The following is a 15611-nucleotide window of genomic DNA, read 5'->3' on the forward strand; positions in this document are numbered from 1 at the left end:
GGGTTTCCTCCGGTTCCGTTATCTTTCCCTGTTGTGTTTTCCATTTTTTTAATAATAGGGTTTTTAGCACTGTGTACCAACGGCATTATGCCATACTGTGATTTATGAACCACATTTTCCACCTTGCTATTTTCAGTTTGTGTTCCTTTATCCTCTTTATTAGGTTCTTCTTTTTCAGGACTAGTTTCTTTTTTATGAGTCCCGCTCAATTCCCACTGCCATGTTACAGGAGAGAAAACATCTATATTGATGTTTGGATCTTTTAACTTCACATCCAAGCTAATCTTTATATCCCCTTCATTACGAGGAGCTATTGTAATTTCTCCTGCTTCGCTTTGAAGAAAGTCACTTGTACGATCCACATCATCAATATGTAAGAATCCTGTACTTCCATCTAGTTTAAATTCTTCTGGAATCTTTATCTTCAAAATTTGCGGAGATTCCATTTTAATTACTTTCGCAGTATCACTAAATGTAATTCCCTCTGTATAAAGTCTATCCTTTACTTCTTTAATTGCGTTTCCTAAAGATATTTTATTTACAGGATCATAATAAAAATTATTTTCTTTATTATATTTTTTTGTAAATTGAATTACATTTTGCAGTTGTAATTTCGTTGTATCTGGCAAATCACTTTGACCGATTTCTTCCATGTTTAAACTAGGTAATTTCGCAATTAAATTCTCGATTTGTTTCTTTATTCGAGCATCTGGTTGTTTCATTAATGTATTTATGAAGATTTCTTGCTTTCCATCATTCGACATAGATTGCTTTAATTTCTTAATTACCGTCTCTTGAATATCACTTTCTAACTTCCCTGCAAGTTCTGTATCATATTCAGACACTTGTTTTTTTACATCTGCTAAATATTTTTGAATCGCTGAAGCATCAGTTAAAATATTGGGTTCTTTCTCTGAAAACGTAAATTGATTTGAAATAATTTTATTAGCGGATTCCAATGCACTTAATTGCTTTAAAGCATCGCCTGTATTCATATCATTCATATATTGATTAAATTGATTTGTGAAATTATTCGCTAATAAATTGTTATCAGTTTGCATTTTTTGAAAGTTATTAAAACCATCTAAGTACGTACTGTTAGATTTATTCCCTTCATCTAACGCTTGACCGAAACCTTTTAAAACATCCTGAAATCCTTTGAAGCTATTAACAGAAACACCTGTATAATCTTGTACTGTTTTAAATTGATTTGTGTAATTTGCTAACGGACTATGTATATCTTTTTTATACATAGTTGTTTGAACGTTTCCTTTTTCAATTATTTTACCTATATTATCTTGTGCACCTTGTAGCTTACCGATAATACTCGCAAAATAAACGTCGATTATTTGCTTATTGAAATCTTCTAAAATAACAGAAGCTGTATTTTCTGCCTCAGCTTTCAAATCCTTATTCCCAGTTGCATTTACTTTGTAGTTTAAAGTTAATTTCTCCGGAATCTCTGAATCAATCGCAACTGCTTTCCTAGAAAAATCATTTGGAATAACAATCATCATATTGTAATTATTATTTTTCAATCCATTTTCTGCTACCCCGCGACTAACTACGTACCATTCTTGTTTCGTATTTTTATTTACATTTTTAACAAATTGATCTCCAAACGCTATTTTATTGCCCTCAAATACAGTGCCCTGATCTTCATTTACCAACGCAACTGTCATTTTTGGTGTAGTATTCTCATTAGCTTTCTTAACATTTTGATTTAATGCTAAATAGGAGACCCCTGTTGATAGTACAAGAGCTAAAATAATAAACAACAAGATGCTCCATTTGAACTTTTTCACTACTTATCACTCCTGCGACTGCGAGTCTATCTAATGAAAGACTTCGTATCTTACTCTAGTTTTAAAGTAATTTAGCCATACAACGTATGGTTGCATGGCTAAATTATATATTTCTTTTTATCTGTCTTATTGTAGACCGAAATTACGAGAAAGATCTTCGTCATGTCTAGCAACAGCTTCTGCAGTTTTATTAAGCTGCATATTGATTTCTTGTAATAACTGTGCGAAGTTTTGTACTTTTGGCTTTAATTGATTGAACTGTTGGTCAAAACCTTCGAAAGCACGACCTTCCCATTCTCCTCTTAATTCATTTTGTAAGTTTTGTAGTTGACGTAAAATGTCCTCAATTTGATTTGCACCTTGTCCATATCGAGTCGCTTTCGATTTAAGCTCCTCTGGTGACATACGAATTTGTCCTGCCATTATTAAATCCCCCTTAAAATTTAAAAATAGTAAAATTAACCAATAATCAATTCTACAAATTGATTATATCAATAATTTAAAGATTTCTAAACAAAAAAATGATATTTTTCCAAAATTTCTCTTTTACTATAATAACGATATATTGTATAATACTAATTTATTTGTTTTTAAGCATACTCTATAAATCTACTAAAAAATAAAGGCAAACCATCTATTTTATATATTTATAAGGACTTATTCATTTTAAATCCCAGCGATAAAGTAGCTACTAAATCATTATTTTCTCCCATTGAGACTATAATACTCACTTCAAAGTCATAATTACCTGCCTTTCAACAAACCCAAACTCTTCGTACATCTCTTTTGCAAAATTCCCAGCAAATACATTCAACCGAATTTCTGAATACTTCTCCTTTAATTCCTTAATACCAGCTTCCATCAGTTCTCGCGATAATCCTCTCCCGCGATATTCTGGGAAAACGTACAATTCATATATAAATCCAAGTTTTTCACGAGAAAAATAGTCTGTATTTTCCCCTATTAATATCCATCCCATTACTTTATTTTCTTCTTTAATAATTAAATAGTATGCTCCTTTTTCTACAATCGGCTTTGTAATCTCAATTGCTTTCTCGGTACTTAATTGACAATTCCCTCTCGTCCCTTCAAAAAGCGATTGAGCCGCATATTTTAATATTTCATTGGTCTCTTCTTGATTCGCCTTAATTATCATTTTTCACAACTCCCCTTGAATAATAGGCATTACTATCGCTTGTTCAAGATTCTCCGCTTCCATAACAATTGCCGTTAATCCGTGTTCTGTACTTGTTTCATGGAGCTCTCCCTTTTCCCAAACACAGCTTGTCCCGCCTCTATCTTTATCTTTTCTTTATTTACTCCACATACATATCCTGTCCCGTCCACAATAAGAAGCAGTTGAGATACAACTGCTTCATGATTACCGATGATTCCATTCTCGTGTAAATGCATAGCACCGATATGTATATTTCCTCGATGGTTTAATATTTTCGACATGATGAAATTAGATTGAAATACTGATAGGTGCTTTCCTACTTTTTCACTAAAATCAAAAATTTTCATTACTAGTTCTCCTTATACGTATAAAACCATCCTTACTGTCTGCATCATATGTCCTTCAAAGTCTTCTTCAAATTGCTCTAATTCAGCAAAACCTTTCGCTTCATAAAAGCGTTTTCCTTTTTCATTTGCTGCTTCTACATGTATGTACAATTTCCGTATCCCATTTAATGCTTTAATTCCTTTTTGTAATAAAGCACTTCCGATCCCTTTTCCTTGCTGATCTGGTAACAAATAAATCGCACCTAATTCCGCTTCGTTTTGTAGTCTAACAGGTGAAAAGTTCGCAAACCCTATTACTTCACCCTCTTCTTCCGCAACGAATAAATGCGTATTTTTAAGACGATATTTCATTTTTTCATCAGAATATGCCTCGTCTAAAAAACTATCTTGAATTTCTCTCGGAATAATGCCTTCATATGTATCATGCCAAGCTATTTTTGCTACTGATTGTACAGCGTGAATGTCTTCTTGCTTCATTTCTCTAATTATATATGTCATCTCGATGTCTCCATTCTCTTTAAATTATATTCTGCTAATATACTAGAAGAAACGGCAAAACCATTTTCATAATTCACCTTAATTAATTTTAATTTCTCAATTGAAGCTGTTGCAAAATTAAACTTTCCATAAATATATTCCATTACACTTAAAAACTGCTTTGTATGTAATCTATTTGCAATTGTACAATGCGGAACCCATTTTCCCGGTACGTAATATGAATTTGGGTTGTCATGAAAAGTTTTAAAATAATCATGATAAGAATAATGAAGTTTTAACAATTCATCGGTAACGGTCGGCGCTAGAAAGACCGTTCCATTAGTAGGAAAAATTCCAACAGAAGGAAAAGTTACTGCGTCTATATTTTCTTGAATAGCTACAAACTCCCCTAGTTTCTCCGTATACAAATGAACATCTAACTCATTATAATCCGCAATCGTTATATGAGGTTCTACTCCAGCTAATTGATTTGTTCCAATTACATTTGTTAATTCATTTTGCAGTTCTGTAATTTTATGAGTAAACACACGATCAAATGTAGCAATAATAGCGTACAATCTTTCTCACCCCTTCGTTACACATAGCGCTTCCCATTCTTCACGAATCATGCCCATTCGAATAGAATCATAGTATGTTCCGTTATAATAACGACACTTTCGCATTCTACCTTCTAAGCTCATTCCTATTTTCTCCGCTACTTTCATCATTCGTTCATTACCAGACCAAGTCGTGAGCCCTACTCTACCAATTTCCATCTTTTCAAATAATAAATCTCGATATAACGTTAACGCTTCTGTACCGTATCCACCATTCCAGTAAGTTGGATTATAAATAACAATTCCCATCTCCAGCCAACGCGTCGGTTTATGCTCCCAATAAAATCCGACCGTCCCTATAATTTGACCGTTATTTTCTATAATTAAATTTGACAGTGGTTCTTCTTGCAAACGAGTTTGCACCTTCTCTTTATAGGAAGAGTATTCTTGCATTGAGAACGGGAAATATGGCGCATCCCATTTCTTCCATTCTGGGCTTTCTTCTTTAAATACGATATTCCATAATGTTTTTATATCTGATTCTTCTATTGTACGAATTGTAACTTTCTTCCCCTTTAATATAACGTTTTGCATAATTCCCTCCTGCATTCCTCTTTATTTCATATATAATTATAATATTTTTTCAGAAAAATCAAAACTAATATCATTTATTATATTGTATAATTTTGTTATTAGATACCAATTATTGATTTAGAAAGCTGGTGATTTAGTGAATAATCGATTTAGTATTGCTTTATTTCTCACTATTATTACGACAAATATTATTCTATATTTCTTCTTACCATCAAATATTGTTACGAAATGGGACTTCAATGGAACGCCTACATCAACAATGGATAAAAGCACTTTTGTAATCGTAAATATAATTATATGTTCCTTCTTATTCTTTGTATTTTTAGCTTTATCTAAAGTAGCGAATAACCAGAAATTTCTCCATTGGATCGGCAACACAATGTTACTATTCTTATTTTTTGTCGATATTGTCATCGCCCTCATTGCTCTTGGCTTTTCACTTCCTCTTGATCATTTCATATTTTTAGCATTAGGGCTTTTATTTATATTAATAGGTTATTTCAGTTCCAAAATTGATACGACTAAATCAACCGTTTCATTAGAATGGAATGATAAGCACCTTGAAAAAAGAGCTTCAAATATTAGTAGTATTTCAATGATGATAGCAGGTATTTTTTTAGCGATACTTCCTTTTATCGTTCCTGCTCCCTATAGAGGTTATGCTATACTAGCAATTCTTTTAGGAATGACGCTTATCATTCTGCCGAGTACGATTTATTTACTTATTAAAGACAGCAAGCAATCTACTCCTTTAAAAAAATAGGAGGTTATACCCCTCCTATTTCAGCTTAATGTTTTATTTTTCACTTTTTCTATCTCAACTAAAATCCCTTTCCCTATCCAACCCTCTACGCCATCTTTTTTAATTAAATCATATCCTGAACAGCTATCATCAATGAGAGAAACGATATCTCCCTTCCTAACGCTTATTTGCGCACAAGAAATATCGGTTTTCACTGTATATTCACCTGACTCAAGTTGTTTCATATATTCATTTTTTACAGTGAGTAAATTATTCGTTTCCTTTTGTTTACATACGGTGTAATCTTGCATCTTCTCGATAGGCTCTATGTAATAATACGGATATGTCACTCCGCCCTGCATTTCTGAATTCGCATTAAAATCCGCTATTACTTCGTACTCTGGAAAATAGTCTACATATGTATAAGAAAACGTATCGCCGGTTTGTTTCCTCTGAATAATAAATACGTTTAATTGCCCTGCTTCTTTAATTGCATTTCCTCCATCAATTGCAATAATTTTTTTCTCCTTATCAATAACTGGATTGTTAGACGGTGCTTCTTCAGAATAGTTCACGACAGGCCAATGACCAACTATTACATACTTATTTGCTTTATGTGATTTATTAAAAAACTGTGGCATTGCTATCGCATTTTTGCGCTCTGTTTCTTTCCAATCTACTCTATCTTCTAGACCGGCATGTACAAAAATATAATCTTCTGTTTCAATCGCTGTTGGCAACTCTGTTAGCCAATATAGTTCTTGTGAAAATTCACTTAACAATGCTTCTTTCACTTCACGAATTGAAGTGCCCTCATGAACTGAAAAACCTAATTGCTCTAGCCATTCATTAAAAATCGAGTGCTTTCTCATACATAAATAATTAATAAGATCAGGATTTTCATTTAGAAGAGCATCAACTAAAACTTCACAATTCCCTTCAACAACGTGAACCTTTGAATTGTTCTTTACAAGATTCATAACGTAGTTTACTACGCCTACGCTATCTCGTCCTTTCTCGCAAAGATCTCCATTAATAATTAAATAATCTTCATCTTTAAAGTTAACTTTATGTAGTGCTTCTTTTAAAAGATTTAATTCTCCATGAATATCAGATATGACGATAACTCTAGCATCATTAGGGATTGATAGTTTCTTTATTTTTTTCAAGTATAAGCGCTCCAATCATTCTCTTTATTAAATTAAAACAATTCGACAAAATACACTATATAACCTTTTCAAATACATATACCATAACTTACAACCTATTTACGGTTTAATAATAACTTAAAAAATAAGAAGAAGCTGTTCCCAATTTTTGCGGGACAACTTCTTCTTATTTTTTATAATTCTTTATGAAAAGAATAACTCACCTTATCATACCCTTCTCTTTCATAAAAACGATGAGCATCAATTCTTGAAAATGCTGACGTGAGGACGATAGACTCACATTCGTTTTCCTTTCCCCAGTTCTCTATATACGAAAGTAATACTTTCCCATGTCTTTTTGAACGATGTGCTTCTGCTGTTACAAGGTCATATACGAAAACGTGTTTCTTATTATAAAAGTTCGTACAAATTGCTACACCTGCAAGGCTAACAACTTCATCATCCTCATTACGCAGCGAAAATAGTTTATAATTTTCTTCTTTCATATTTCGAAATAAAGAGCTTGTTTCCTCTTTTGAAAGTTTCGTTCTTAATTGCTGTAAAACAGGTAATACTTCATATAATTGCTCTTCTGTTACTACTTCTTTAACATTCATTTTTAACTCTCCCTTAACTATTTAAATAATTTTCTAAATGTTATATCATTATTATAGAAAGTAACTGCCCTTTACTTAAGTGGCAGTTTAAGTGTTTTTTATAAGGCCAGTTTTAAAGGAGAGTTTTATATGGATTTTACTATCCCATTGCAATTACAAAGTAACACACCTATTTACTTGCAAATTTACGAATATATAAAAGCTGAAATTATACAAGGGACTATTTCTGTTGGCACACGTCTACCCTCACACAGAAATTTAGCATCACAACTTAATATTAGCCGCATTACTGTTGAATCAGCTTATCAACAGTTATTAGCTGAAGGTTATGCAGAAAGTAAACCGAAACGTGGTATTTTTGTAGCAAATTTCGATATTGACGTTATCCCAAATAAAAAACGAAATGCAGCAAAGAAGACGAACAATTTGATAGAAGAAAAATTTGAATATGATTGTAGCCAAGGGCTTATTGATCAAAATGCATTTCCGATTACAAATTGGAAACGAGCATTACAAGAATCCATACTTACATACGAAAATGCACTATTTACCAAAGAAGACCCTCAAGGTGAATTCGCTCTTCGAGAGCATATATCAACATATTTATATCATTCTCGCGGTGTACATTCTTCACCTGATCAAATTGTTATTGGCGCCGGAACACAGCCACTTCTCTGGCTACTACTTCAACTGCTTGGCCCTACAAAAGAATACGGCATTGAAAACCCTGGATTTCACCGTATACACGCAATTATTAAAAGCTGTGATAGACAAATTCATCCCATACCATTGGATGAAAAAGGGATTGATATTTCTAGTTTATACAATACAAATTCCAATGTCTCCTACGTTACACCATCACACCAATTTCCACTCGGGATTATTATGCCTTTATCTAGAAGATTAGAATTGTTAAAGTGGGCTAATGATTGCAATGGATACATTATTGAAGATGACTATGACGGAGAGTTTCGCTACGCAGGTAAGCCAATTCCTTCTTTACAAGGTCTTGACTCAAATGAACGCGTTATTTATATGGGGACTTTCTCAAAATCTTTTTTACCTTCTTTACGAATGGGATATGTTGTTTTACCACCACATCTTTTAAAAACATATCAAGAACTGCATGGAATTTTCAAACAAACAGTCGCTACAATACAACAACTTGCTTTTGCTAACTTTATACAAAATGGGAATTGGGAACGTCACCTTAATCGAAGTCGTACACTTTATAAAAGAAAACATCATGCATTAGTAAAATCCATTATGAAAGAAATGGGGGCTAATGTTCAAATTCTTGGCGAACAGTCCGGACTTCATATTGTTTTATGTGTAAATAACAGTATGAATGAAAATGAACTGATTGAATCCGCTAAAAAACAAAGCGTTAAATTATACCCACTTTCTCCATATGATTTCGTGAATGATTTACGTAAGGAATCATACGTATTACTCGGCTTTGGTAGTATTCCGGAAAATAAAATTGAAACGTTGGCTATATTATTGAAAGACGCTTGGTTTCCTAGTTGCAAGGAAACTTGTTAACATTGGGTTTAACTTGTAACATGTTAACAATTCAACAAAATAAAAAAGAAGGCTGTTCCAAAATAACTTTTTGGACAGCCTTCTTCTAGTTATTCACCTGACCTAACTTTCCTTCCCGGACGTTTCACACCAGTCGTTTCTGTTGAATAGGAAGCTTCAATTATAGCGGTTGGATCTACAGAGAGAACGAGATCTTTCATTTTCGGATAAATGAATCGGTTTGTAATGCAATAAATGATTCTCTTATGCTCCCCTAAAAAACCACCTTCTCCATGTAGATACGTAACAGATAGTTGCAATTCTTTCATAAGTAAATCGCCTATTTCTTTATTCTTACCAGAAATAATCATAACGCTCTTACCTTGATTAATACCATCTAGTATAAAATCAATCATCTTCGTAACAATATAGAAAATTGCTAACGAGAACATCGCTTGTTCGATTGAAAATAAAATGGCAACAAAGATGAAAATAACTGCATTTACTGCAAGTAAAAATGTACTAATCGGTACATTAAAGTGTTTATTCATCCAAACTGCTAACATTTCTGAACCGTCAATTGCTCCACCCATTTTAACAACAATCCCAACACCAATTCCGAACAGCACTCCACCATAAAGTACAATTAATAACTCAGAAGTCGTAATTGCTGGAAATGGTTTTAAATAAATTAATCCGAGTGTTGTAACTACATTCGCATAAGATGTACGGATAAAAAATTTCTTTCCCATTACTTTTGCAGTAAATAATAAAATTGGGATATTAATTCCTAAGAACACACCATAAAGCGGCAATCCTGCAACTTTATTTGCCATAATAGCAATAGCCGTTACCCCGCCATCTACTAATCCATTAGGTGCTAAAATAAGCTCTAATGAACCTGCTACTATAATTGAGCCAATTGTTAATAATACGTATTCAAATACTTTCTTCATTCATTACCCCCAAAACTTATATATTTTCTTAGTATTATTTTAACGTAATTTTACTACTAATTCAAAGGTATCGATTTATATACACAAAAGTTTCTCCTTTATCGCTATTTTTATGTAGCACATGTAACGCGTAATACTAAAAACACACTTACAAATTAAAAGTAAGTGTGTTTTTAACATCTATTTAATCTTTACGTACGGCTTCATTTTTAATTTGAATATTTCCTCAACTGCCCTTTGATATCCACCGGCATTTCTAAGCGACTCTCCCACTTTACGACTATTCTCCTTAAACGTCACATCATCCATTACTTTCTTTACAGTCTCACGTAACAATTCAGAAGTTAACTCGTTGCGATTAAGTCTTATTCCTGCCCCTACTTCAGTCAATCGTTTTGCAACGAATGGCTGATCTCCTGTTACCGGAATTACAACTAATGGAACACCGTAATATAACGCTTCACTCGAACTATTCATACCACCATGTGTCACGAATACATCAGCATGCTGTAAAACTTCTAATTGCGGGACATAATTATACAACTTAAAGTTTTTCGGGATATTTTCAAATTGATTTATATTTATCTTCTTACCAACGACTAATACGACTGTCGCATCAACATCTTTAAACGCTTCAAAACATTTTTCATACAAAGCAGGTTGTTCATTAAAAACTGTTCCCATAGAAATGAAAATCACTTTTTCATTTTTTAAATCTTTGGTAGGAAAACTCCCCACTTCTTTTCGAGTAGCAATTGATGGACCTACAAATTTATACGATTCATCAAATACCTCTGAACGCGGCTGATATTCTTTTGAAGTATATACAATCGTAATATCACCAGGATGGTTCATAATATCATACATACTATTACATTTCATTCCATACTGCTTATTCCATCTTTCCATTCCCGCTAAACAAGATTGATATAATGGATCCATTTCATCTACTTGTCTCGATTCTTGCTCATCATGAAAATTAATGTACTGATTAACAGCAAACGTTGTACAGGATGAAACGCTTGGTAATTGTAAAATATTCGCTATAATACGTCCTACTGGAAAATGATTATCATATATTAAATAATCATATTTTTCCTCTTTTGTTTCTTCTACAATTTGAGTAACAATACGCTCTGATGCTTCAATCATATGAGATAGCATCGTCAAAGGACTCCCACCTTCATTTACTCGTTCCATAATATTAATTTGAGAGAGAAAATTCTCAAACACTCGGAATTCCGCACCTGTTGCTTCAACCTTCTTTCTATAATCTTCAATACAATAAGAAACAACTGTTTCCCCTCGCTGAATTAACTCACTTACAATAGCTAAAGTCGGATTAATATGACCTTCCCCAGGAAAATTTATTACGAGTACATTTGCCATAACATTCTCTCCTATCCAATTAATATAATAAAATTAACAATTAATTATATTAATTAATTTAAGTCTATTATAAATGAATGCATTCTACTTCTTCATGCTTTTCTCTTCATTTTATTATTGAGAAATATTTTCTATAGTCTACATTATTGTGATTCACAATCTTATAAATGAATGCTTAATTTTACTTTTACTCTTCATAGATTTAAAGATACGAGTCTTACATTCAAGTATTACCACCATTATTTTTAGACAATTCATACAAAAATAGAGAAATATAATATTTTTAATGAGTTTTCACTATAAATGTAAGTATGCTGTCTATCTTTTTATCTTTATCCTCATAACACATCATCTGTTATATAATGAATTTATGGAATTTACAGAAAAAGGAGTCTTTTCATGTTACAACAACTATTCAATTCACCTATTCTATCCGTTCAAGCCTTGCACCCAGGTTATGAAGATCATGCAAGTGATGTTTTTCTCGTTCAAACAGAAGATACAGAAGTTATCGTTCGTGCTTCTAAAATGAATGAAGAACCAAATAATGATTTTTGGTGGGGATGTAAAAATCTATTTGGAATTGATCCAAGGAACGTCCATCATTTAGAAACTGTACATACATTGCTGCAAGAACATACGAATCTTCCTATCCCAACAATATTAGAAAAACATGTTTTAAATAGCCGTGAATTTGTGGTGGTCGAAAAGTTAGTAGGTAACACAGTTCAATCTTTTATCGAGCAACCAGATTCTATTTTATTCAGCCTAGGAAAAGGACTTGCAGAAATACATAAATTTAAAGCCGATTTCATAGGAAATCCGTCAGGCACGTTCCAAGTTCCACTAGATGAATTCCAATCACATATTTTAAACGTGAGTAAAGAGCTTGTGAATATGTTTTATTCCGATGATGAAAGCATAAAAAATGCATTCCCTACCTTTGAATCACAACTTTCTTCCCTGTCCGTACCAAAGGAATCTACACTCGTCTTAATTGATATGGATCCTACTCAATTTTTATCTGACGGTACAACTATTACGGGTTTAGTAGATAGTGAAGCTTACGCTGTTGCTCCGCGAGAACTTGATTTTATCGGACTAGAATATGTACTTACCGAAAAAGAAGCACATGCCTTTAAAAGTGGTTACGAAACAATTATGTCTATTCCTCACTTAGAAGAATATAGACAGCCTTATCGTTATTTATACCGACTGTTATCTGTGCAAGGTAATGTGGAATTAAAAAAATGGTTAAGTCACCCATCCTATTTTTAAATACGAATGAGAGGGAGTATACAATGGATATTCAGAAAAAGCGTTCTGTAACAGAAAGTGAAATACAGCAAATGAAGGATTTGGCTTATATTTGTGGGCAACAAGACAATCTTGATTACTCTTCAGATTTACATATCAACTTTTTAAAAAATCGAAATGAAGATTATATAAACGATTTTCTTCTTTATAACGGTACTCAATTAATTGGCGCTTTAAATATGTATGATTTCGAAAGACCAACAAAACTTGAACTAATAGGCTTTGTACATCCTCATTTTAGAAAACAACGTTTCGGAACTATCCTTTTACAAACTGCAATGAAAGAAATACAAAATAGAGAGACAGATGAAGCTCTTCTTATTATTAATGGGGATTCTATTTCTGGGAATGAATTTGTAAAACATATGAAGTTACCATATTTATATAGTGAATATAGTATGGAGTGCAAAACAAACGAAATTCAAAAAACAACAGATAATAATATACAGCTTACTCTTGCAACTTCAGAATCACTTCTTGATCTTATTAAAATTTCTAGTAAAGCCTTTGGTGATTCAGTAGAAAATACGACTGCATGGTTACAAAAAATGATGAATTCATCTTCCCATCAAGTTTACAGTGCCCTTATTGCTGAAAAAGTGATAGGAACAATTACAGTTTCTAAACAAGAGCAATCTACTACACTATCAGGATTCGCCGTTCATCCTTCTTATCAAGGTAAAGGATACGGAAAAGATATTCTTTGTAATATAGTACATACCCTTATTACAGAAGGAGTTTCAACAATTGAATTAGACGTCGAAACGAAAAATATCCACGCTTTAAAACTATATACACAATGTGGTTTTGAAATTAAAACGAGGCATGACTATTATAATTTAATGAATATTTAGGTGAATATATATATTAAAAAAACAATTTATTCTAATTATGATATTTTAGCAAACATCTATAATAAACATTGGAGACATTTTGTTTAATACTCCTACCCAGCCTCGTTTTACAAGATGCTCTTCCCTACTCTCGTATATTAGATCTTTGTTGCGGGACTGGTCATCTCTGCCGGTGATAGTTTAATTTAGATGAACTAAAAAGTGTGTTTCACAAAGTTTACTCCGTATTACATAACGAGGGTATATTCGCATTTGATATGAATAAAAAAACTGAATCGAAATGATTCAGTTTTTTCTTAATATATTTACAACTGCAGTTGTTTCGTCATTTTCTTTATAGACACGCGGAATTCTTCTATCTAGCATACATGTAACTTCATAGTTTATTGTACCTAACATATCCGCTATTTCTTCTACTGCGATATTTTCTTCACCTTGTTTACCGTAGAATACTACTTCGTCTCCTACTTGTACTGGCATCGCTTTTGAAACATCCAACATTAACTGGTCCATACAAACACGGCCAATAACAGGTACTCGAACCCCGTTAATTAACGCATAGCCTTTATTAGATAATTGACGATTATAACCATCAGCATAACCAATTGGTACAGTCGCAATCCATTCTTCACCAGTTGTTACATACGTATTCCCATAACTTACACCACGATTCTTCTTCGCTTGTTTAATATGAGCTACTTTTGATTTTAACGACAACGCAGGCTGTAAAGAAACGACTGAATGATCCACTTCTTTTGACGGATACATACCGTACACTCCTATTCCAACGCGTACCATATTTTGAAATGTGTTACTTAATTCCATTGATCCCGCACTATTTGAACTATGAATATATGGTATTTGAATTCCTAATTCTTTCGCTGTATTAACAGCTTTTTCAAATAAACTTGTTTGCATATTCGTATATGATTTATCGATTTCATCTGCCGTAGAGTAATGCGTAAATATCCCTACTACCTCTACATACTCCATACGGTTTAATTCTTCTAAAAATGGTTTAACTTCTTCTTCTTGTAAACCGATACGACTCATTCCTGTATCAATTTTTACTTGAATTTGTACTTTCTTTTGAAGACGGTTTGCAATTTCATTTATACCATGTAAATCTTCTACTCTATAAACAGTCATCATAACGTCATATTGAATTACATCTTCTACAGCCGCTACTGGTGTGTATCCTAAAATTAAAATCGGCACAGTAATTCCTGCTTCTCTTAATTCTATTGCTTCATCTACAAATGCAACTGCAAGTTGATGTATTCCTGCTTCAATTGCAGCTTTGGCAACTTCAACTGCCCCATGGCCATACCCATTCGCTTTTACAGCAGCCATCATCTTAATTTCTTCATCATTTACATGTTTTTTAAATTCTTTTACATTATGTTTTACAGCATTTAAGTCAATTTCTACAATTGTATCTCTTCCATATTTCAAACTCATTGGTCTAACTCCTAACTCAATAATTGCATTCCATTCTATTTCACGTTTCATATGACCTTTTACAATATAATACTTTTCATTATGCTAGTCAAACTACTAGAATTTTCGGAATTTTGAGTATGATATAATATCCTCAAGAAACTATTATATACGGAGACGAGGAGAATTACAATGTTTGTTCAATCTGCATTGCATCAACTAAAAGTTGCTATTGATACTTCTATTGATATGCTTAACCAATATAGTGAAAACGATTTAAAAATACAACCGATTCACTCAAAACGATCATTATTTGAAATGTGTGCACATCTTTCTCTTATTTGTCATGCTGATTTACTCATTTTAAATGGTATTCCAGAAAAAGAATTACATACCTTTTATATAGAACGTACCCCCGTAACAGTTGCTCACATGCAACAAACGATGATTGAAGGTTACAACCTTCTCTCTAAAACATTTCTTTCCTACTCCCAAATAGAATTAGCAGAAGTTATGACTGCCTATTGGGGTATTTCTTATTCGCGCTTTGAATGGTTACTTGAAATCGTTGCACACTTTTATCATCATCGTGGACAAATTCATATTTTATTATGCGAGCATATGAACGATCCTCGCATTCCTTTATTTGAGTGATTTTCCACTCATT

16 protein-coding genes and 2 pseudogenes are annotated in these 15611 nt (G+C 32.8%); 6 read left to right on the forward strand and 12 right to left on the reverse strand.

Features of this window, described 5'->3' with window-relative positions:
- From esaA to DN401_RS23855, 7 genes and pseudogenes are all read right to left on the reverse strand, one after another.
- Window positions 1-1805, reverse strand: a 1805-nt coding sequence (esaA, locus tag DN401_RS23825; protein ID WP_149287983.1) for a type VII secretion protein EsaA, incomplete at its 3' end; no start/stop codon positions are given.
- Window positions 1806-1931: 126 nt separating this feature from the next.
- Window positions 1932-2228, reverse strand: a complete 297-nt coding sequence (locus tag DN401_RS23830) for a WXG100 family type VII secretion target (RefSeq protein ID WP_000918601.1) — start codon at window positions 2226-2228, stop codon at window positions 1932-1934.
- A 304-nt stretch (window positions 2229-2532) separates the two neighbouring features.
- Window positions 2533-2961, reverse strand: coding sequence for a GNAT family N-acetyltransferase (locus DN401_RS23835; RefSeq protein ID WP_000584253.1), 429 nt, complete (start codon window positions 2959-2961; stop codon window positions 2533-2535).
- Between the two features lie 3 nt (window positions 2962-2964).
- Window positions 2965-3329: pseudogene (locus tag DN401_RS23840) on the reverse strand (cupin domain-containing protein).
- Between the two features lie 12 nt (window positions 3330-3341).
- On the reverse strand, window positions 3342-3827 hold the full coding sequence (locus tag DN401_RS23845) for a GNAT family N-acetyltransferase (protein ID WP_000221048.1): 486 nt from the start codon (window positions 3825-3827) through the stop codon (window positions 3342-3344).
- Window positions 3824-4384, reverse strand: coding sequence for a 2'-5' RNA ligase family protein (locus DN401_RS23850; protein ID WP_000270858.1), 561 nt, complete (start codon window positions 4382-4384; stop codon window positions 3824-3826). Before DN401_RS23850 ends, DN401_RS23845 begins: the two co-directional genes overlap by 4 nt.
- Before the next feature lie 6 nt (window positions 4385-4390).
- Entirely contained in the window at window positions 4391-4957 is a 567-nt protein-coding gene (locus tag DN401_RS23855; RefSeq protein WP_001181784.1) for a GNAT family N-acetyltransferase, read from the reverse strand.
- A 136-nt stretch (window positions 4958-5093) separates the two neighbouring features.
- On the opposite strand from DN401_RS23855, the gene DN401_RS23860 reads away from it, so the two are divergent.
- The gene (locus DN401_RS23860) at window positions 5094-5720 is read left to right on the forward strand and encodes a DUF1648 domain-containing protein (RefSeq protein WP_001065171.1); all 627 of its coding nucleotides are present in this window, start codon (window positions 5094-5096) and stop codon (window positions 5718-5720) included.
- Between the two features lie 20 nt (window positions 5721-5740).
- Here the strand turns inward: DN401_RS23860 and DN401_RS23865 are convergent, their stop codons facing one another.
- Together DN401_RS23865 and DN401_RS23870 are read right to left on the reverse strand one after the other, a co-directional pair.
- A complete protein-coding gene (locus DN401_RS23865; RefSeq protein WP_048655643.1) occupies window positions 5741-6868 on the reverse strand; it encodes a metallophosphoesterase in 1128 nt (375 codons plus the stop codon).
- A 173-nt stretch (window positions 6869-7041) separates the two neighbouring features.
- The gene (locus DN401_RS23870) at window positions 7042-7464 is read right to left on the reverse strand and encodes a GNAT family N-acetyltransferase (protein ID WP_098212890.1); all 423 of its coding nucleotides are present in this window, start codon (window positions 7462-7464) and stop codon (window positions 7042-7044) included.
- Window positions 7465-7593: 129 nt separating this feature from the next.
- Between DN401_RS23870 and pdxR the strand changes: the two genes are divergently transcribed.
- Window positions 7594-9009 (forward strand): MocR-like pyridoxine biosynthesis transcription factor PdxR, encoded by a 1416-nt coding sequence (pdxR, locus tag DN401_RS23875; RefSeq protein ID WP_103622862.1) that lies wholly within the window; start codon window positions 7594-7596, stop codon window positions 9007-9009.
- A gap of 89 nt (window positions 9010-9098) precedes the next feature.
- Here pdxR and DN401_RS23880 read toward each other — a convergent pair whose 3' ends face one another.
- Together DN401_RS23880 and DN401_RS23885 are read right to left on the reverse strand one after the other, a co-directional pair.
- Complete coding sequence (locus DN401_RS23880) at window positions 9099-9944, reverse strand: YitT family protein (protein ID WP_000755127.1); 846 nt, start codon at window positions 9942-9944, stop codon at window positions 9099-9101.
- Between the two features lie 180 nt (window positions 9945-10124).
- On the reverse strand, window positions 10125-11333 hold the full coding sequence (locus DN401_RS23885; protein ID WP_136363334.1) for a macrolide family glycosyltransferase: 1209 nt from the start codon (window positions 11331-11333) through the stop codon (window positions 10125-10127).
- 399 nt (window positions 11334-11732) lie between these two features.
- Here DN401_RS23885 and DN401_RS23890 point away from each other — a divergent pair, with 399 nt between their 5' ends.
- The 3 genes and pseudogenes from DN401_RS23890 to DN401_RS30330 all read left to right on the forward strand — a co-directional run.
- On the forward strand, window positions 11733-12611 hold the full coding sequence (locus DN401_RS23890; RefSeq protein ID WP_000941374.1) for a nitrate reductase: 879 nt from the start codon (window positions 11733-11735) through the stop codon (window positions 12609-12611).
- A 23-nt stretch (window positions 12612-12634) separates the two neighbouring features.
- On the forward strand, window positions 12635-13504 hold the full coding sequence (locus tag DN401_RS23895; protein ID WP_000354421.1) for a GNAT family N-acetyltransferase: 870 nt from the start codon (window positions 12635-12637) through the stop codon (window positions 13502-13504).
- 12 nt (window positions 13505-13516) lie between these two features.
- Window positions 13517-13767: pseudogene (locus DN401_RS30330) on the forward strand (class I SAM-dependent methyltransferase); the annotation flags it as partial.
- 22 nt (window positions 13768-13789) lie between these two features.
- Here DN401_RS30330 and alr read toward each other — a convergent pair.
- Window positions 13790-14965: an alanine racemase gene (gene alr, locus DN401_RS23905; RefSeq protein WP_002204801.1), complete on the reverse strand. Its 1176-nt coding sequence runs from the start codon at window positions 14963-14965 to the stop codon at window positions 13790-13792.
- Window positions 14966-15136: 171 nt separating this feature from the next.
- Between alr and DN401_RS23910 the strand changes: the two genes are divergently transcribed.
- Window positions 15137-15598, forward strand: coding sequence for a DinB family protein (locus DN401_RS23910; protein ID WP_000497991.1), 462 nt, complete (start codon window positions 15137-15139; stop codon window positions 15596-15598).
- Window positions 15599-15611 lie beyond the last annotated feature (13 nt).

The sequence above is a fragment of the Bacillus sp. BF2-3 genome, from assembly GCF_008368795.1.
In the GTDB taxonomy this organism is placed as follows: domain Bacteria; phylum Bacillota; class Bacilli; order Bacillales; family Bacillaceae_G; genus Bacillus_A; species Bacillus_A cereus.